The 16,732-nt window shown below is 73.5% G+C and carries 18 protein-coding genes, 2 tRNA genes and 2 pseudogenes; 10 read left to right on the top strand and 12 right to left on the bottom strand.

Annotated elements, in window-relative coordinates:
• Positions 1 to 307 precede the first annotated feature (307 nt).
• Positions 308 to 2,044 (bottom strand): DHA2 family efflux MFS transporter permease subunit, encoded by a 1,737-nt coding sequence (locus DA06_RS02310; RefSeq protein WP_052436267.1) that lies wholly within the window; start codon positions 2,042 to 2,044, stop codon positions 308 to 310.
• A 221-nt stretch (positions 2,045 to 2,265) separates the two neighbouring features.
• Entirely contained in the window at positions 2,266 to 2,766 is a 501-nt protein-coding gene (locus tag DA06_RS02305; protein ID WP_043496986.1) for a hypothetical protein, read from the bottom strand.
• Positions 2,767 to 2,948: 182 nt separating this feature from the next.
• Here DA06_RS02305 and DA06_RS02300 point away from each other — a divergent pair, with 182 nt between their 5' ends.
• Entirely contained in the window at positions 2,949 to 3,437 is a 489-nt protein-coding gene (locus DA06_RS02300; protein ID WP_418606791.1) for an SRPBCC domain-containing protein, read from the top strand.
• Positions 3,438 to 3,467: 30 nt separating this feature from the next.
• Here DA06_RS02300 and DA06_RS02295 read toward each other — a convergent pair whose 3' ends face one another.
• The 5 genes and pseudogenes from DA06_RS02295 to DA06_RS02275 all read right to left on the bottom strand — a co-directional run bounded on the left by DA06_RS02295 (position 3,468) and on the right by DA06_RS02275 (position 7,629).
• Positions 3,468 to 4,304, bottom strand: coding sequence for a siderophore-interacting protein (locus tag DA06_RS02295; protein ID WP_043496980.1), 837 nt, complete (start codon positions 4,302 to 4,304; stop codon positions 3,468 to 3,470).
• A gap of 76 nt (positions 4,305 to 4,380) precedes the next feature.
• Positions 4,381 to 5,175, bottom strand: a complete 795-nt coding sequence (locus DA06_RS02290) for a hypothetical protein (RefSeq protein ID WP_418608483.1) — start codon at positions 5,173 to 5,175, stop codon at positions 4,381 to 4,383.
• A gap of 188 nt (positions 5,176 to 5,363) precedes the next feature.
• On the bottom strand, positions 5,364 to 5,711 hold the full coding sequence (locus tag DA06_RS02285) for a TetR-like C-terminal domain-containing protein (protein ID WP_418607849.1): 348 nt from the start codon (positions 5,709 to 5,711) through the stop codon (positions 5,364 to 5,366).
• A gap of 106 nt (positions 5,712 to 5,817) precedes the next feature.
• Positions 5,818 to 6,294, bottom strand: a pseudogene (locus DA06_RS02280) (SRPBCC family protein); the annotation flags it as partial.
• Positions 6,295 to 6,435: 141 nt separating this feature from the next.
• Complete coding sequence (locus DA06_RS02275; RefSeq protein ID WP_043496976.1) at positions 6,436 to 7,629, bottom strand: NAD(P)/FAD-dependent oxidoreductase; 1,194 nt, start codon at positions 7,627 to 7,629, stop codon at positions 6,436 to 6,438.
• A gap of 278 nt (positions 7,630 to 7,907) precedes the next feature.
• Between DA06_RS02275 and DA06_RS02270 the strand changes: the two are divergent.
• From DA06_RS02270 to DA06_RS02260, 3 genes and pseudogenes are all read left to right on the top strand, one after another.
• Positions 7,908 to 8,168, top strand: a pseudogene (locus DA06_RS02270) (DNA-formamidopyrimidine glycosylase family protein); the annotation flags it as partial.
• The gene (locus DA06_RS02265; protein ID WP_418607847.1) at positions 8,056 to 8,679 is read left to right on the top strand and encodes a zinc finger domain-containing protein; all 624 of its coding nucleotides are present in this window, start codon (positions 8,056 to 8,058) and stop codon (positions 8,677 to 8,679) included. The pseudogene DA06_RS02270 and the gene DA06_RS02265, both read left to right, overlap by 113 nt.
• Positions 8,679 to 9,203: an MSMEG_6728 family protein gene (locus tag DA06_RS02260; RefSeq protein WP_052436268.1), complete on the top strand. Its 525-nt coding sequence runs from the start codon at positions 8,679 to 8,681 to the stop codon at positions 9,201 to 9,203. The genes DA06_RS02265 and DA06_RS02260 overlap by 1 nt, the downstream gene beginning before the upstream one ends.
• Here DA06_RS02260 and DA06_RS02255 read toward each other — a convergent pair.
• Positions 9,110 to 10,657 (bottom strand): ABC transporter transmembrane domain-containing protein, encoded by a 1,548-nt coding sequence (locus tag DA06_RS02255; RefSeq protein ID WP_418606790.1) that lies wholly within the window; start codon positions 10,655 to 10,657, stop codon positions 9,110 to 9,112. The two genes, DA06_RS02260 and DA06_RS02255, sit on opposite strands and share 94 nt — an antisense overlap.
• Before the next feature lie 242 nt (positions 10,658 to 10,899).
• Here DA06_RS02255 and DA06_RS02250 point away from each other — a divergent pair, with 242 nt between their 5' ends.
• From DA06_RS02250 to DA06_RS02240, 3 genes are all read left to right on the top strand, one after another.
• Positions 10,900 to 11,211, top strand: coding sequence for a DUF3817 domain-containing protein (locus DA06_RS02250; RefSeq protein ID WP_418606789.1), 312 nt, complete (start codon positions 10,900 to 10,902; stop codon positions 11,209 to 11,211).
• Positions 11,212 to 11,333: 122 nt separating this feature from the next.
• The gene (guaA, locus tag DA06_RS02245; protein ID WP_418607845.1) at positions 11,334 to 12,875 is read left to right on the top strand and encodes a glutamine-hydrolyzing GMP synthase; all 1,542 of its coding nucleotides are present in this window, start codon (positions 11,334 to 11,336) and stop codon (positions 12,873 to 12,875) included.
• Entirely contained in the window at positions 12,872 to 13,411 is a 540-nt protein-coding gene (locus DA06_RS02240; RefSeq protein WP_418606788.1) for a glycosyltransferase, read from the top strand. The genes guaA and DA06_RS02240 overlap by 4 nt, the downstream gene beginning before the upstream one ends.
• On the opposite strand, the gene DA06_RS02235 is transcribed toward DA06_RS02240, so the two are convergent.
• Genes DA06_RS02235 through DA06_RS02225 form a run of 3 tightly spaced genes read right to left on the bottom strand, consistent with a single transcriptional unit; the run spans position 13,326 to position 15,297 of the window.
• On the bottom strand, positions 13,326 to 14,261 hold the full coding sequence (locus DA06_RS02235) for a DUF1648 domain-containing protein (RefSeq protein ID WP_043496953.1): 936 nt from the start codon (positions 14,259 to 14,261) through the stop codon (positions 13,326 to 13,328). The two genes, DA06_RS02240 and DA06_RS02235, sit on opposite strands and share 86 nt — an antisense overlap.
• Positions 14,258 to 14,617: a GntR family transcriptional regulator gene (locus DA06_RS02230; RefSeq protein WP_043496951.1), complete on the bottom strand. Its 360-nt coding sequence runs from the start codon at positions 14,615 to 14,617 to the stop codon at positions 14,258 to 14,260. Before DA06_RS02230 ends, DA06_RS02235 begins: the two co-directional genes overlap by 4 nt.
• Before the next feature lie 32 nt (positions 14,618 to 14,649).
• Positions 14,650 to 15,297, bottom strand: a complete 648-nt coding sequence (locus DA06_RS02225; protein WP_043496949.1) for a YigZ family protein — start codon at positions 15,295 to 15,297, stop codon at positions 14,650 to 14,652.
• A gap of 180 nt (positions 15,298 to 15,477) precedes the next feature.
• Between DA06_RS02225 and rpmF the strand changes: the two genes are divergently transcribed.
• On the top strand, positions 15,478 to 15,645 hold the full coding sequence (rpmF, locus tag DA06_RS02220; protein WP_043496948.1) for a 50S ribosomal protein L32: 168 nt from the start codon (positions 15,478 to 15,480) through the stop codon (positions 15,643 to 15,645).
• A gap of 154 nt (positions 15,646 to 15,799) precedes the next feature.
• On the opposite strand, the gene DA06_RS02215 is transcribed toward rpmF, so the two are convergent.
• Positions 15,800 to 15,873, bottom strand: a tRNA-Gly gene (locus DA06_RS02215).
• Between the two features lie 139 nt (positions 15,874 to 16,012).
• On the opposite strand from DA06_RS02215, the gene DA06_RS02210 reads away from it, so the two are divergent.
• Together DA06_RS02210 and DA06_RS02205 are read left to right on the top strand one after the other, a co-directional pair.
• Positions 16,013 to 16,086, top strand: a tRNA-Pro gene (locus DA06_RS02210).
• Positions 16,087 to 16,370: 284 nt separating this feature from the next.
• Entirely contained in the window at positions 16,371 to 16,700 is a 330-nt protein-coding gene (locus tag DA06_RS02205; RefSeq protein WP_043496945.1) for a WhiB family transcriptional regulator, read from the top strand.
• Positions 16,701 to 16,732 lie beyond the last annotated feature (32 nt).

Raw genomic sequence — 16,732 nt, 5'->3', positions numbered from 1 at the left:
TGGCGCGGATGCCGACGGCCGAGGTCGACGTGGACGAGGCGCTCGTCCGCCACCTCCTGGCCGGGCAGCACGCCGACCTCGCCGCGCTGCCCCTGCGGCTCGTCGCCAACGGCTGGGACAACGCGCTGTGGCGGCTGGGGGAGGACCTCGCCGTGCGCGTCCCCCCGACGGCGTCAGGCCGCCGTCCTCGTCGAGCACGAGCAGCGCTGGCTGCCCGGGCTGGCCGCCCGCCTCCCGGTGCCCGTCCCCGTCCCCGTCCGCACCGGTGGCCCGACCGTGGCCTACCCCTGGCGCTGGTCCGCAGCTGTCAGCGCGCCGACGGCGCCTGGGCGAGCTCCCCGTCGTCCCCGGACGGGGCGGTGGCGGCCTCGGAGTCGGCCACGACGTCGGAGCTGACGTCCGTCGTCGTCCCCGCGTCCGCCGTCGTGCCCGCGACCGACGGGCCGCCGACCGACGCCGCGGTGACGGCCTCCCCGCGGGCGACCATCCCGGCAACGTTCGACAGGGCGATCTCCCGCACGAAGAAGGTCAGGACGAAGCCCAGCGCCAGGAGCGGCACGAGGTACCAGAACGCCGGGGCGAGGGCCTCGGCGTAGGCGTCGACCACACCGTCCTTCAGCGGCTCGGGCAGCGTCTGCACCGCCTCGGGCGTGAGCGACGACGGCGCGGCGGTCGCCCCGGTCTGCGGGACACCGGCAAAGACGTCCTCGAGGTTGTCGACGAGCCGCGAGGTGAAGATCGAGCTGAACAGCGCGGTCCCGAGGGCGGCGCCGATCTCGCGGAAGTAGTTGTTCGCACTGGTAGCGGTGCCGAGCTCGTGCGGGTCGACGGCGTTCTGGACCGCCAGCACGATCGTCTGCATCACCAGGCCGAGGCCGGCGCCGAGCACGAAGACCATCGCCGAGTACTGCAGCATGGAGATCTCGGCGGTGATGGTGGTCATCCACACCAGGGTCGCGGTGGCGATGCCCATCCCGGAGATCGTGTAGAGCCGGTACTTCCCGGTCTTGGTGATGGCGACGCCGGAGGCGATGGACGTGGCCATGATGCCGACCATCATCGGGATCATCAGAAAGCCGGACTGGGTCACGCCCACGCCGGTGGCCATCTGCAGGAACGTGGGCAGGAAGCCCAGCGCCGCGAACATGCCCATGCCGATGACCAGGCCGATCACGGTGGACAGGGTGAAGACGGAGTTGCGGAACAGCCGCAGCGGCAGGATCGGGTTCTCCGCGCGCAGCTCGACCGCGACGAACGCGACCCAGGCCACGACGGTGCCGACCACGAGGCCGACGAGCCGGCCGTCGCCGAGGTCGTACTCCCCGACGAGGCTCTCCCAGCTGGCGACGACGACGAGGCCCGAGGTGGCGAGCGTCATGAGCATGGCGCCCAAGACGTCCACGCGCTGCTCGGAGCGGTGGCTCGGCAGCTTGAGGGTCACCCAGGCGACCGCGAGCGCCAGCACGCCGACCGGGATGTTGATCCAGAACGCCCAGCGCCAGTCGTGGGAGTCGGTGAACCAGCCGCCGAGCAGCGGCCCGGCGACCGCGGCGATGCCGAACAGCGCACCCATCGGCCCCATGTACTTCCCGCGCTCCCGGGCGGGCACGATGTCCGCGACGATCGCCTGGGACAGGATCATCAGGCCGCCGCCGCCGAGACCCTGGATGCCGCGCCACGCCACCAGCTCCGTGAAGCTGCCCGCGAACCCGGCCCCGGCCGAGGCCGCGGTGAAGAGCGTGACGGCGACGAGGAAGGGCCAGCGCCGGCCCCAGCTGTCTCCGGCCTTGCCGTACATCGGCATGGCGACGGCGACGGCGAGGATGTAGATGGTGATCAGCCAGCCCTGGTGCTCGACGCCGTCGAGCTCGCCGACGACGGTCGGCATCGCGGTGCTGATGATCGACTGGTCCAGCGAGGACAGGAACATGCTCGCCATGAGCGCGGCGAAGATCAGCCAGACCGTGCGGCGGTCGAGGACGATGGGGGCGCGGTCGTCGGGGGTCGTGCGCTGGTCGGGGGTCGTCTGGGCTGCGGCGGTCACAGTTCTCCTACGCGGGAGCGTCGTCGGGGGATGTCGCGCCGGGGACCTTCGTCCCACGGGGCGAGACGCCGCAACGCTATCCCCGTAACGGTCGACGTCCCCAGGTATTTATGGATGACGTCCGCCACAGCACCTGGTCCCGGCCGGCCGCGGCTCAGCGGATCCGGGCCGTCCTCGTCCAGCCCGCCGTCCGGCGGGCCGCCGCCGGCGGGCTCGCGGCGTCACTCCCTCCAGGCGGCGACGGCACGGGACGCGGCCTCACGGAGCGGCCCGACGTCCACGGTCGTCGTGACCATACTGAGGTCACGGTCCGGCCAGGCGCACTCGACGGTGAGGGGCCCCTCAGCCGGCAGGGGCCACAGCCAGAAGCCGAGGTCCAGCGTGGTGTCGGTGCCGTACCCGGCGAGCGGGACGATCGTGGGACCGGGCGGCCGACCGACCGAGAGGTAGTCGGGCCTTGCGACGGACCCGTCGGCATGGCGGACGGACCAGTCGAGACGGCCGGGGTTGTCGATGTTGACCGCCCGGTCGAGGGCGTCCGCGCGGTGGCGTGTTCGGACGGTCAGGAGCATCTCGACACCGTCCGGGTAGCAGCGCAGGCAGGTGAGGGCGACGAGCGTCTCCGGATTGCGACCCATGATCACCGCGGTCGGCGCGACGCCGGGCAGCACACCGACGGGTGGCGCCTCCCAGACCGGCACGCCCAGGTCGTCGTCGTCCATGGACGAAACCTAGCGGGCCGGCGGCCGCCGGCCGGACGATCTCGCGTGGTCGGCGTCGGCGCCTCCGGTTCGTGCGGCCGTCAACGCAGGGGCTGGGCCTGGAGGCGGGCGAGGTAGGGCTCGAGCACGTGACCGGACCACTCGTAGGCCTGCCGGTAGGCCTACGTAGACGGAGGGAATGAATGCTGGGCCTCTCGATGTCCACGAACAGGTCGCCGTCGAAGCAGTCGGGCAGCGCGGCCAGGACCTTGTCGAACCGGACGACGCCGAAGCCCGGCTCTGCCCAGACCCGCTGGGTGGCGACGACCTTGGCGGTACCGATCGCCGAGACCGTCTTCGAGCCGTTCGTAGGCGGGCACATCCTTGACCGCGGCGTCGACGGCAGCGAGTGCCGATGGGCCTGCATCCTCGCCTGCGAACCGCCCACACGAGTGGTCTTCAGCTGGGACAGCGGGCCGACGTTGGAGGTCGAGACGGACCTGGCGCGCACGAGCGAGGTCGAGGTCCGGCTCACCGCGGACACGCCGGGCCGCACCCGTGTCCTGCTCGAGCACCGCCACCTCGACCGGCACGGCACCGGGCGGGAGTCCGTGGCCGCCGGCGTCGGCACTGACGGGGGCTGGCCCCTGTTCCTGGCCCGCTACGTGCCCCTGGTCGAAGAAGCGAGCTGACGGCGCCGTCGGCCGCAGGCTGTGCCAGCCTCAGGCCTCGGGGTCGTCGGGGTCGACCGGGGCGTGGTGGTCATGGTTGGCCTCGCCGCGTTTCCAGTAGCCGCTGCACTCGACGGTCGAGGCGTCGAGCCCGAGCTCGCGGCGCAGGTACCGCCGGATCGGCCGCAGCGTGCCGGCCTCCCCGCCGAACCACCAGAAGCCGACGCCCTCCGGGCGCGGGAGCGCGCGCACGGCCTCCTCGAGCAGCGCCGTCGTGCCCGGCAGGGCGTCGCCGCGGTGGAGCCAGGTGATCCGCCGGTCCGGTGCGAGGCCGGCGAGGTAGGCCTCGTCGTCGGCGTCGTGGGCCTCGACGAGCACCGTGACGTCGGCGGAGTCGGGCAGGATGCGCAGCCAGCGCGACAGAGCGGGCAGGGCGGTCTCGTCGCCGCCGAGGACGAACCAGTCGGCGCCGGCCGGAACCAGCCTGGACCCGCGCGGGCCGGCGACGACGATCTCGTCGCCCTCGCTCACGCGCGCGGCCCAGCCGGCGGCGGGTCCACCGTCGCCGTGCAGGAAGAAGTCCAGCTCCAGCTCGCCGCGGTCGTTGACCAGCGGCGTGTAATCCCGGCTGACGAGCTCGACGCCCTGCGGCCGTTCCATCCCGTGCGGCGTGACGCGCGGGGCAATGAGCTCGCCGGTGACGGGGTGCGGGAAGAACACCTTGACGTGGTCGGCGGGGCCGCTGCTGACGAACCCGTCCATCGGGCCGGCCAGGGTCACGCGGCGCATGCGCGGGGTGAGGTCGCGCCAGCCGGTGACGGTCATCGGGCGGACGGCGAGCTCGTGGCGGACGCGCTCCCGGGCGAGCGTGGGTGAGGTGAGGTTCATCGGCAGTCAGGGGCGCGTCGCCGCGGTCGGCCGTCCCCTTCCCCTTTCGGTCGGTGCGTGCTCGGCACACATCTTCTCAACGTCGGGAGGGATGGGACGAACTCGTCTCGGCCTGAGCCCGGGAGGCCAGCTGCACCGAGACGGCCGCCTGCAGGTCGAGAAGGAGGTGCACGACCACGAAGTACGGCAGCAGGGCCGGTCGGCGGCGGATCGCCTCGGAGACGAGGAGCGCGAACGGCAGGAACATCAGCGCACGCCAGGTGACGAACCGCGCGTCGGCCCGCACCGGGAGCGTGGCGTGCTGGAGGGAATGGGCCACGGCGGGCAGGAGCACGACGGTGGCGGGCGCGTGGCCCGCGGCGGCAAGCCGGGGCTGGGCGTAGCCGTAGTAGGTGGGCAGCTCGGCGAGCGCCGTCGACAACGGGAACGCGGCGACCGCGGTGCGCGCGGCCCACGCGGGCAGTGGTCGCACGAACAGGTCGAGAGCCTTCTGCGGATCGCCCCACAGCGCCTTCGCGAGCCCCAGGTTCGGACCCGCCGCGAGCGCACCACCGAGGACGGTGAGCCCGAGCGCGACGGGAAGGTTCCGCCGCACGTCGGTCGGGACGTAGTAGTCACGCACCGAACCACCGACCTCGCGCGTCCGCCGCCCCAGCAGCACGAGGTTCACGAGGTTCGTGGCGGTGGCGGTCAGCGGCCACCACGCGGCGGACTCGTGGCCGGGCCGTGGCTTGCCGCTCCCGGCCAGGACACCGGCGGCGGCGCCCTGGAAGAGCCCGAAGAGAACGCCGCGCAGGGGAAGCATCGTGCCGGCCCGGCCGGTCACGGCCGTCGGCCGGGCACTCCTGGCGCGGACGCGGGGGATATGCATGGAGACTCCTCCTTCGGCACGGCAACCTGCCGCGCACGGTGGTGACTGGCCGCCTGTCGGCGGGGTGAGACGCTGCGACTGTGCACCTTTCCGGGAGGTGCTGTCCCGAAAAGCGACGGACCGGCGGCCCGACCGGACCGTGGAGCGGACGAACGGGACGCACCGCCCCGCGACCGTCAGCCGAGCGGCTAGGGCGAGCCGTGCTGTCCGGCACGCGCCCGCGGATCCCCCAGCTGCTGCAGGGCCGTCCGCCAGGTGGCGTCCAGGTCGGCGCCCGGGGGGAACCGGTGCCTCAGCTCCAGGTCGACGAGACCGTGGGCGAGCGCCCAGAGCGCCCGCGCGAGGTGCTCGTCCCCGCCGGCCGCGCGGACGATGGGCGCGGCGGCGGCCTCCTCCACCCCCGGCCGGATCCGGTCGCGGTGCAGGGGGCGTCGGGTCGCCACCTCGTACAGGCCAGGGTTGCCCTGGGCCCACCGCCGGTAGGCGAAGCCGAGCTGCTCGAGGCCGTCCCCGGCGGCGGCGAGGGCGTCGGTCATTCCCTCGAGCGCCCGTTCCTGCAGGGCGGCCTCGATGTCCTCCTTGCCCCCCCACGTGCTTGTACAGCGAGGGCGCCTGGATGCCGAGCTCGGTGGCGATGCGGCGCATGCTCACCGCGTCCGGCCCGTCGGACTCGACGACGGCCGCCGCAACCTCGACGATCTCGTCGCGACGACTCACGAGCCGAGCCGCTCCCCCCGCCGCCGCCTCCGCACGTTCGCGCAACGCCTCGTTCATCAGCGCGAACCCGGCGCGCGTGCGGTCGAACGTCGCGCTCATGAAGGGCACGAGCACGCCGCTGAAGGTCTCCGCCTGCACGAGGCGGGTGCCGCCGTCGGGCAGCGCGGTCAGCTCGAACGAGTGGCGGCCGTCGAAGAGCCCGGGGACGCCGAGGCGACCGAGCCACTCCAGCCGGCAGCCCTCCTCTAGGGCCGTGACCGCAGGGCGGAACGTCATCGCGCGTCCGCCCGGGGGCTGGATACGGATGGTCAGCCGGGAGCCCACCTCCAGATCGCCGGCGGCGCTGGTGATGAACGGGTTCCAGCCGGGGAAGGCGGCGAAATCCGTCAACGCGGCCCACACGGCGCGGGGCGGGGCGGCGATCTCGGTGGTGACGCTGAGCTGCTTCACGACAGGCTCCTCAACTCGGGCTAATGGCGTTAGCCAGTATGGCTAACGCCATTAGCCGCCGTCAAGGGGCATCCCCGTCCCCGGGTCGGTCAGCTAGCTCACGTGACCCTTGAGCAGGCGGTGCCAGTAGATCTGCGGCTCGAGGTAGCGGTCGAAGACGAAGGTGCTCCGCCGCGGCCTCGCGAGGTCGGGCGTGCTCACCGACGGCTGGGGCTGCCCGTCGCGGTCGAACTCGGCGAGCAGCAGCTCGCGCCGGCTGGTGGTGACGGGAGCGACCGAGTAGCCGTCGTAGTGGCGCAGGTTCCGCCCGGCTCGCTGCGCCGCGATGTTGTGGGCGACCACGGGGACCTGCTTGCGCAGCGCTCCCCCGGACGGGAGCGTGCCGACGGTCGCGACGTCGCCCAGGGCCCACACCCGCGGGTGCGTCACGTGCCGGAGCGTGCGGGGGTCCACCGTGACGAACCCGCCGCTTTCCTCGGTGCTGAGCTGGCTGTCGGCGATCCAGTCCGGGGCTCGGTGCGCGGGCGCGAGGTAGAGGACGTCGTAGGTCAGCTCGTCGGTGCCCTCCGGCGTCCGCACGCGGAGCGTGCGGGAGACGGCGAAGACGGCCTCGACGGTGGCCCGCGTCCTCACGCGGACGCCGTAGCTGTCGGCGGCCGCGCGGAGCTCGCGGTCGGCCTCGTCGTGGTTGACCAGCCGGCCGCCCTCGACGAGGAGCTCGATGTCGATGTCGCCGAGCGTGCCGGACCGGCGCCAGTGGTCCGCGGCCATGAAGAGCGGCTTGAGGCCGACCGGCGCGCACGGCACGTGCCGGTCGGAGATGACGAAGACGGCTCGGCCCGACGTCAGGGACGACAGCATGGTCCAGGTCTTCTCGGCCATGTCGGGCAGGTAGTTGGTGGCGGCGGTGGGCGTGTTGACGGCCTCCTCGGCGCCGGTGACGGCGTCCCAGTCGATGCGCGAGCCGGGGCAGACGGCGACGTCGTTGTAGTGCAGCTGCCGGCCGTCGGCGAGCGTCACGACGGAGCGGTCGGGGTCGATCGCCGTCGCCTCGTCCGCGTACCAGGTGCACCCCTCGGGCATGCACTTCTCCTGCGGACGGGTCAGGTCGTCGATCGTGGCCATCCCCCCGCCGACGAAGCTGAGCAGGGGCCGGTAGTGGTGGGTCTTCTTGGGTTCGACGACGGCGACGTCGCGGCAACCCATCCGCCGCAGCTTGGCGGCCAGCGAGATGCCGGCGTTGCCGCCGCCGACGATGACGACGTCGTGGTGACGAGGGGCGTTCATGACCGCATCACGCTCCGGGCGGTGGAGGACCAGGTCTTGTCACGGTAGGGGGCCGCGCCGAGTCGCGCCCGCCGGCGACGAGGTCCGCCACTCGCGCCGGCCAGCGCGTGCCGGATGCTCCCGCACCGCCTACCGTCGAGCGAGACGTCAACTCCTCCGTGAGACGTCAAGTCCTCCGTGAGACGTCGAGTCCTCCGTGAGACGTCGAACTCCGCCGAACCGTCGCGTTCGGGAGAGCGATGTGAGCGGTGCAGGGGCAGCCGCCGGAAGGAGCGCTGATGCCCGAGGGACACACGATCCACCGGCTCGCCCGGGACATGTCCGAGCTCGTCGGCACCCGCGTCAGCGCGACATCCCCGCAGGGCCGGTTCCCCGCGGAGGAGGTGGACGGGGACACGGTCGTGGACGTCGACGCCGTCGGGAAGCATCTCCTCGTCGACACCGCGGGCGGCCGCACCGTGCACGTCCATCTCGGGATGCGCGGCAAGTGGCTGCGGTTCTCGCCCGTCACCGGGGAGCCGATGCGGCAGGTGCGCCTGCGGCTGGCTGCCGACGGCGTGGCGTGGGACCTCATCGCCCCGAGCACGTGCGAGATCCTCCGCCCCGCCGGGCGGGACGCCCTCGTGGCCCGCCTGGGCCCGGACCCGTTGCGCCGCGACGCCGACCCGGCGGAGGCCCGACGGCGCATCGCGGAGTTCCGGGGACCGATCGGCGCCGCGCTGCTCGACCAGGGGGTCGTCGCGGGGGTCGGGCAACGTCTTCCGCGCCGAGGCTCTGCACGCCTGCCGCATCGCCCCGGACCGACCGGCCCGCGACGTGCCCGAGGCCGAGCTCGAGGCGCTGTGGTCGACCCTGACGCGAATGATGCAGACTGCCGTCGAGGACGGGCGGATCGTCACCGTGGACGCCGAGGACCGCCAGGCGGTGCCGGAGGAACGGGCCCGGCGCGTGTACAAGCAGCAGACCTGCTACGACTGCGGCACGCCCGTCGAGGTGACGGAGATCGGTGGCCGCACCTCGTACTCGTGCCCACGCTGCCAGGCGCGCTGATGCAGACCTTCGTGCCGTACAGCGACTTCACGGCCAGCGCGCGGGTGCTCGACGACAAGCGGCTGGGCAAGCAGCGCGTCGAGGTCATCCAGATCGTCCGCGCGCTGACGTGGCCGGGGTACGCCTGGAAATCGCACCCCGCCGTGCTGATGTGGAAGGGGTACGAGGAGGCGCTGGGTCGGTACGGGCTGACGATGTGCGACGTCTGGACCGCGCGCGGCTACGGCGACACGTGCGCGGAGACGATCGCCACCGACCTCACCACCGCCGGCGTGCCCACCGTCAGAAGCTACGGGGAGCTGCTCGACGACGGCGCCCTGCCCGGCTGGCTCTTCGACCCTGCGCTGCTCCGCAGCCACCGGTCCAACCTGATCCGCAAGGACCCCGCGCACTACCGTCCGCTCTTTCCCGACGTCCCCGACGACCTGCCCTACGTCTGGCCGGTACGGTCCCCCGCGGTGCTGGAGCGGGAGCGCAGGAAGCTGGAGAACGCCGAGCGCCGCCACCGGCGGGCGGAGGCCTGACCGCCCTCGGCCGCCGGGCGGGCACGCCGGGCCGCCGGCCCGTCGAGGCCCTCCGGCATCGAGTCCAGGACGTCGTGGGCGTCCGCGACCTCGAGGGCCCGGTAGAGCGCGGCCTCGTCGCCGCGGTCGCGGACGTCGAGCTCCTCGCGCAGGCGCCCCGTGAAGAGCTGCGGCGTGGCCCCGGCGACGACGACGCGGCGCCGGACCTCCGCGAGCGGCAGCTTTGTCAGGGGAGTGCCGTCGAGCGTGACGACGCCGGCGGCGTCGTCGAACCGGCCGAGCCGGGTGGCGAGGGCGGCGGAGTCGTCCGGGCGCGGCGAGACGATCGCCGTCGTCCGGCCCGGACGGATGCGCACGCCCGAGGCGAGGTCGACGAGGTCGCCCGCAGGCCGCGCGGGGGCGGCGACCGCGGCGGCGTCGGCCTCGCCGTCGGCGGCCTCGGACTCGGCGACGCTCCCGGCGGCCGGCTGCACCCTGAGCACGGCGACCACCTTGCGGGCGCCGACGCGGGCGCGCGTGAACATCTGCACGAACTGGGTGGCGGCGCGCAGCGGCTCCGCGAGGAACGCCGTGTACCCGTAGAAGGCCACGAGCTGCCCGGCGGTGATCTGCCCGCGCAGGGCGAGGTGGGCGCCGAACCAGACGACGCCGGCGACGAAGAGCCCGGGCAGCAGCACCTGGAGCGCCTGCAGGATCGCCGAGGTGCTCGCGACCCCGACGCCGGCGGCCCGGACCCGCTGGGACTGCTCGGCGTACCGGGCGGCGAAGACGTCCTCGCCGCCGATGCCGCGCAGCACCCGCAGCCCGGAGACGGTGTCCGAGCCCAGCGTCGTCAGGCGGCCCGAGGCCTCGCGGTGCGCGGCCTGCCGGGTGTGCAGCGGGCGCACCATGACGGCGAGCACGGTGGTGGTCAGCGGCAGACCGACCAGGATCACGAGGCCGAGCGGCACCGACTGCTGCAGCACGACGGCGGCGACCACCACGTACGCCACCACGGAGCCGACGAACCGGGGGAAGACCTCCATCATGTTGCCGATGTGGAAGGCGTCCGTCGCGACTGTGGAGACCACCTCGCCGGTGGGCAGCTCGTCGGAGATGGCGTCGCCGGTTCGGGTGACGTGGTGCCCGACCAGGCGGGAGGTGCGGAACGCGCCGTGCAGCCACGCGCCGATCTCGCCGACGTGGCCCAGCGCGGAGGCCCCCGCACCGACGAGCCCGACCAGCAGCAGCAGGGCGCAGGTGCGCAGCAGGTCGGGGGAGAGGCCGTTCGCGAGCCCGGCGTCCAGGGCGACGCCGAGCAGGTAGGGCACGGCCGCGAGGGAGACGGACTCGACGATGCCGAGCGCGACGGCGAACGCGAGGACCCCGGCCTCGCGGCGCGCCAGCCACCCGAGCAGGGCGACGGGGCGGGTCAGCGGGGGATGTCCGGGATGCCCCCGGGGGACGTCGAGCACGAAGGAGCAGGCTACGCGTCCGGCGGCACGGCGAGCGACCGAATTACCGGGCGGGCGGACGGCCGCCCGGACCGGCCGGGCTCTGCCCGACCGGTCCGGAAGGCCGCCCCCGCACCTGAGAGACTGGGAGGGCACCATCACCCGAGAGGACCCCATGAGCACCGACCGCACGACCCCCCGCAGCCCCGCCCGCCGTCGTCGAGCGTGAGCGGAAGGCCCGCAGCGCGTTCCGCAGCTACAAGGTGATGGCGTTCGTCACCGGCGGGATGCTGCTCCTGCTGACCCTCGAGATGGTCCTCAAGTACGGGTTCAACGGCGGCGAGCCGGTGCTGGGCACCTGGATCGCGATCGTGCACGGGTGGATCTACGTGGTCTACGCGGTCACCGTCTTCAACCTGTGGTCCACGATGCGGTGGAGCTTCGGCCGGGTGGTCCTCCTCGTCGCGGGCGGCGTGGTCCCGGTCCTGTCCTTCGTCATGGAGCGCCGCGCGCAGCGCTGGTTCGACGCGGACCTCCCGGCCGTCCTCCAGCGGCTGGCCGCCCGCACGCGCTGACGCGCCCGGCGTCTATCCTGGCGGGCGTGAGCACCCCAGAGCAGCCCAGTCCGGCGCCCACCGAGACCGCCCCAGAAGCTCGACCGGGGGAGACCTCGCCGGCCGCGCCGCGACCCGTCCTGGTGGTGGACTACGGGGCCCAGTACGCCCAGCTCATCGCCCGCCGCGTGCGTGAGGCGAACGTGTACTCCGAGATCGTCCCGCACACGACGCCGGTGCACGACATCCTCGCCAAGGACCCGGCCGCCATCATCCTCTCCGGCGGCCCCTCCTCGGTGTACGAGGAGGGGGCCCCGGCCACCGACCCCGAGCTGTTCGACGCCGGGGTGCCGGTGCTCGGCATCTGCTACGGCTTCCAGTCCATGGCCCGCGCCCTCGGCGGCAAGGTCGCGAAGACCGGCACGCGCGAGTACGGCGGCACGGTCGTGCAGGTCGAGGGCAACGGCGAGCTGCTCGCCGGCTCGCCCACCCAGCAGACCGTCTGGATGAGCCACGGCGACTCCGTCCAGGAGGCCCCGGAGGGCTTCGACGTGCTCGCTACGTCCGACGGCTCCCCGGTCGCGGCCTTCGAGGACCGGCGCCGCCGGCTCTTCGGGATGCAGTGGCACCCGGAGGTCAAGCACTCCGTGCTCGGTCAGGAGGCCCTCGAGCGCTTCCTCTACGACGGCGCCGGCCTGGCGCCCGAGTGGACCGCCGGCAACGTCATCGCCGAGCAGGTCGAGGCCATCCGCGCCACGGTCGGCACCGACCGCGTCATCTGCGGCCTGTCCGGCGGGGTGGACTCCTCCGTGGCGGCCGCCCTGGTGCAGAAGGCCGTGGGCGACCAGCTCACGTGCGTCTTCGTCGACCACGGTCTGCTGCGCGCCGGCGAGGCCGAGCAGGTGGAGAAGGACTTCGTCGCCGCGACCGGCGTGAACCTCAAGGTCGTCGACGCCTCGCAGACCTTCCTCGACGCGCTGAAGGGCGTCACCGACCCCGAGACGAAGCGGAAGATCATCGGCCGCGAGTTCATCCGCGCCTTCGAGAAGGCCGCCCGCGAGATCGTCGCCGAGGCCGGGCACGGCGAGGGCGAGGTGAAGTACCTCGTCCAGGGCACCCTGTACCCCGACGTCGTCGAGTCCGGCGGCGGCGAGGGGACCGCGAACATCAAGAGCCACCACAACGTGGGTGGTCTGCCCGAGGACCTGCAGTTCGAGCTTATCGAGCCGCTGCGCACCCTGTTCAAGGACGAGGTCCGCGCCGTCGGCCTCGAGCTGGGCGTGCCCGAGTCGATCGTGTGGCGCCAGCCCTTCCCCGGCCCGGGCCTGGGCATCCGGATCATCGGCGAGGTCACCGAGCACCGCCTGGAGATCCTCCGCGCCGCCGACGCCGTGGCCCGCGAGGAGCTGACGAAGGCCGGTCTCGACCGCGACATCTGGCAGTGCCCCGTGGTGCTGCTCGCGGACGTGCGCTCCGTGGGCGTCCAGGGCGACGGCCGGACCTACGGCCACCCGATCGTGCTGCGCCCCGTCTCCTCCGAGGACGCCATGACGGCGGACTGGTCCCGCCTGCCCTACGAGGTGCTCGCGACCATCTCCAACCGCATCACCAACACCGTGCCGGAGGTCAACCGGGTGGTCCTCGACGTCACGTCCAAGCCCCCGGGCACCATCGAGTGGGAGTGAGCGGGCTGCGGGTCGTCCACGTCTCCGACTGCTTCCCGCCCCGGGTCGGCGGCATCGAGACCCAGGTCCACGACCTGGCCGCCCGCCAGGCGGCGGCGGGGGACGACGTCCACGTCCTGACGGCGACGGCGGACCCCGCCCTGCCGGGCGGCGGGCGGCGCGGCAGCTCGCTCGTCGACGGCGTGCGGGTGCACCGCTTCGCGAGCCGCGCCACTCTCGGGGCGCCGTTCCACCCGCTCGAGGACGTGCTCGTGCCGCGCGCCCTGCGGCAGCTGCGCCCCGACGTGGTGCACGTCCACGCCGGCGTGGTCTCCCCGTTCGCGTTCGCCGGCGCGACCGCCGCCCGGCGGCTGGGCCTGCCGCTCGCGGATCACCTGGCACTGCATGCTCGACGGGATCGTCCCCGCCCTGCGCGTCGGCGCCCGGCCCCCGTCGAGGCGTCGTCCACGGTCACCACGAACCGCCGGCCGCCGGTGCGCTCGACCGCGAGGGCGCTGCCGCGCGGACGACGACGCCGACCGTGCCGTCCGGCGTGACGCGCAGCCCCCAGCCGCCGAACTCGCCGAAGGGGGAGACCTGCCGCGTCCCGGCTAGCACGACCTCGGTGGCCGGCACGTGGTGCCGCGGCCAGCCGAGGGACCCGCGGGCGGTGAGCCCGCCGGAGTCCACGCGCACCTGCCACACCAGCATGGTGAGCATCACCGGCAGCACGGCGAGCATGACCGCCGCCACGAACCAGCTCTGCGCGACGACGGCCAGCCAGGCGGAGAACCCGATGTACACGGCGAGGAGCACCCCGCCCCGGCGCACCAGGGTGCTGCTCGGGCCGACGGTCCGGACCCACACGGCGCGCTCGGTCGCGGTGAGCGGCGTGTGCGGCGCGGAGGCGGGAAGCGGGTCGGTCGCGGGCAGGTCCGGGTCCGGCCCCGCCAGAGCGCCGGCGGCGACGCCGACGAGCACCGCTGCCGCCACGGTGAGCGTCAGGCCCAGGTCGGGAGAGGCGGCCGCCGTCGCGTCAGGGGCGTCGACCTGGATCCCGACCATGGTGACGAGCATGCCGGCGAAGAGCACGGCCGAGCCCGAGGCCAGGCCGAGCACCATGCGCCGGGTGAGCGCCGTCCGCCCGACCACGAGGGAGAGGACCCCGAGGACGACCACGCCGGCCCCGCCGAGGACACCGGTCGTCGTGACGAGCTCGGCCACGGATCCGACGCGGTCGACGACGCCGCCGGGCCCCCAGTGCAGGGCGACGAACTCCGGCAGGCGCGGGCTCCAGGCCGCCACCAGGCCCCAGGCGGCGGCACTCACGAGCACCGGGAACCCCACGCCCAGGAGCCACGCCCTCCGGCGGTACGGGAGCGGCGGGCGTGCGGCGTCGGTGCTCATCGGGTCTCCTCGGGTCGGTCGATCATGGCGGCGACGGCGCTGAGCGGCAGGCCCAGGTGCGCCGCCTCGCGGCGGACGTCCTCGATCGCCCTGCCGAGCCTGTCGTAGTGGTGCGTCGCGCGGGCCGTGACCACGGCGCCGCGGCCCCGTCGCAGCTCGACGAGGCCCTCGTCGCGCAGCAGCTGGTACGCGTGGAGCACGGTGTGCTGGTTGACCTCGAGAGACTCGGCGAGCTCCCGGGCGGCGGGCAGTCGTTCGCCGGTGCGCAGGTCGCCCTCCACGACGGCGAGCCGGACCTGTGCCGCCAGCTGCTCGAACAGCGGCCGGGCCGACGTGGGGTCGATGCGGAGGAGCATGACCTGAGCGTACTTGTTCTAGTGAAACTAGATCAAGACGCGGGCGTGAGCCGGTGCTCGACCACCGCCGTGCCGGTGGGCGCGGGGATGGCCCTGCCGGCCGTGAGCGAGGCCACGACGCCGACGAGACGATCGCCGTCGGCCGCGGCGAGCGTGAGCCGGACCGTGCGCGCCCCGTACGCGACATCGGTGACCGTCATGCCCCGCGCATGCAGCTCCGCCTCCACCCGGCCGGCGTCCGCGTGGCCCACGTCGACCGTCCAGAGCCCCACGATCTCCACCCGGACGCGAGGCGTGACGGCGAGGGCTCCCTGCACCGCCTCCGAGTACGCGCGCACGAGACCGCCGGTGCCGAGCCTGGTCCCGCCGAAGTAGCGCACGACGACGGCGGCGACGTTCGTCAGGCCCGAGCCGCGGAGCACCTCGAGCATCGGCATGCCCGCGGTGCCGGCGGGTTCGCCGTCGTCCGAGGAGCGTTCGACGCGGTTGGAGCCGGGAACGTCGACGCGGAAGGCGGAGCAGTGGTGCCGCGCGTCCGGGAAGGCCGCCCGGGCGTCGGCGACGAGCGCCCGGGCCTCGTCCTCGTCGTCCGCCCGGCGGAGCAGGGCGACGAACCGTGAGCGGCGCACCTCGGTCTCGGCGCGCACGTCGGTCCCGCGGGCGGGTCTGAGGTCGCTCACCGGTGCAGTATCCCGCCGGAGGCGACCGATCTCACACGCGCTCCGCGGCCGCAGCCCCGCCCGGAGCGGGTGGACGACCTCGCACCTGGGTTAGACTGCTCCGGTTGGTCTGACGCCCCTTCCGCGTGGGAGGGTATACGTCGGCAATATCCCTCTACGTACGGAAGGAGCGGCAAGGGCATGGCAGTTCCCAAGCGCAAGATGTCCCGCAGCAACACCCGCTCTCGCCGGTCCCAGTGGAAGGCCGAGCTCACGGAGCTCGTCGCCGTCCGCGTGCAGGGCCGCGAGGTCAAGGTGCCGCGGCGGCTCGCCAAGGCTTACCAGAAGGGCATGCTGGTCGAGGACTGATCCTCGCCACCGACCCTGACGCCCCCTCACCGAACGGTGAGGGGGCCGTTCGCGTACGCGGGCCGAGGCTGCACGGCGCGACCGCGGTGGGCTGGTCGAGGGTGACGCCCGCAGGCAGAGCGGGGCGGGCGGGCGTGGGGACACGAGGGGGGACTGGAGCGGGTGACCAGAATCGAACTGGCACCATCTGCTTGGAAGGCAGAGGCTCTACCATTGAGCTACACCCGCGCGGGCTCGGAGCCGCACGAGGATTCTAACCAGATCCTGTCCGCAGGTGTGCCACATGGCGGTGTGACGCGCCTCCCGCAGGTGCGGGGCCACCGTCGGCGGGCCCGTAGAATGCCCACTGGCGCCGACGGTGGCGCGACGGGATGTGGCGCAGGTTGGTAGCGCGTCCGCTTTGGGAGCGGAAGGTCGTGGGTTCGAATCCCGCCATCCCGACATTCTCCGGCGCTGTCCCGGCGGTCGGCAGGTCCGGGGCCGGCGAGGTCCGGGCCGTGCCCCGGCGGGCAGGGTCGCGCGGTGGAGAAACGGAGCGGCGACGGCGGCGCATTCTTCTTCAGGACGTTCCGGATCGTTGCAGTTCCGGTTCGGAAGCCCTCGAAACCCCGTCTCAGTTGCGCATTTACGGTTCAAGTATTCCGTGAATGCTGTCACAGCGTTAGCGTCACCTGTCGACGGGCAGGCGCCCCCCTCGCCAGCCCCCTGGTAACAGGAGACCCCCGATGTCCGAAGACCGTACGTGGACCAACCGCGCGGCCTGCGCCCAGCAGGCCCCCGACGCCCTCTTCGTCCGTGGAGCCGCGCAGCGCACCGCGCGAGAGCTGTGCTTCAGCTGCCCGGTGCGCGAGGCCTGCCTCGTCGAGGCGCTCGAGACCGCCACCGAGTTCGGTGTGTGGGGCGGCATGACGGAGCGGGAGAGGCGCGCGCTGCTGCGCCGTCACCCCGACGTCACCGACTGGGCGGCCTGGCTCGCCGAGTGCGGCGAGGAGCTCGAGAACCCCTCGGTCCGCGCCGCCCGCCGCCGGGCCCGCCGGGCGCTCGTCAACGCCTGAGGGTGCGTTCGGGGCAGGTGTGCCTCGCCGGC

This window comes from Georgenia sp. SUBG003, from assembly GCF_000715355.2.
Lineage (GTDB): Bacteria > Actinomycetota > Actinomycetes > Actinomycetales > Actinomycetaceae > Georgenia.
This window is presented reverse-complemented; position numbering and strand designations above follow the sequence as displayed.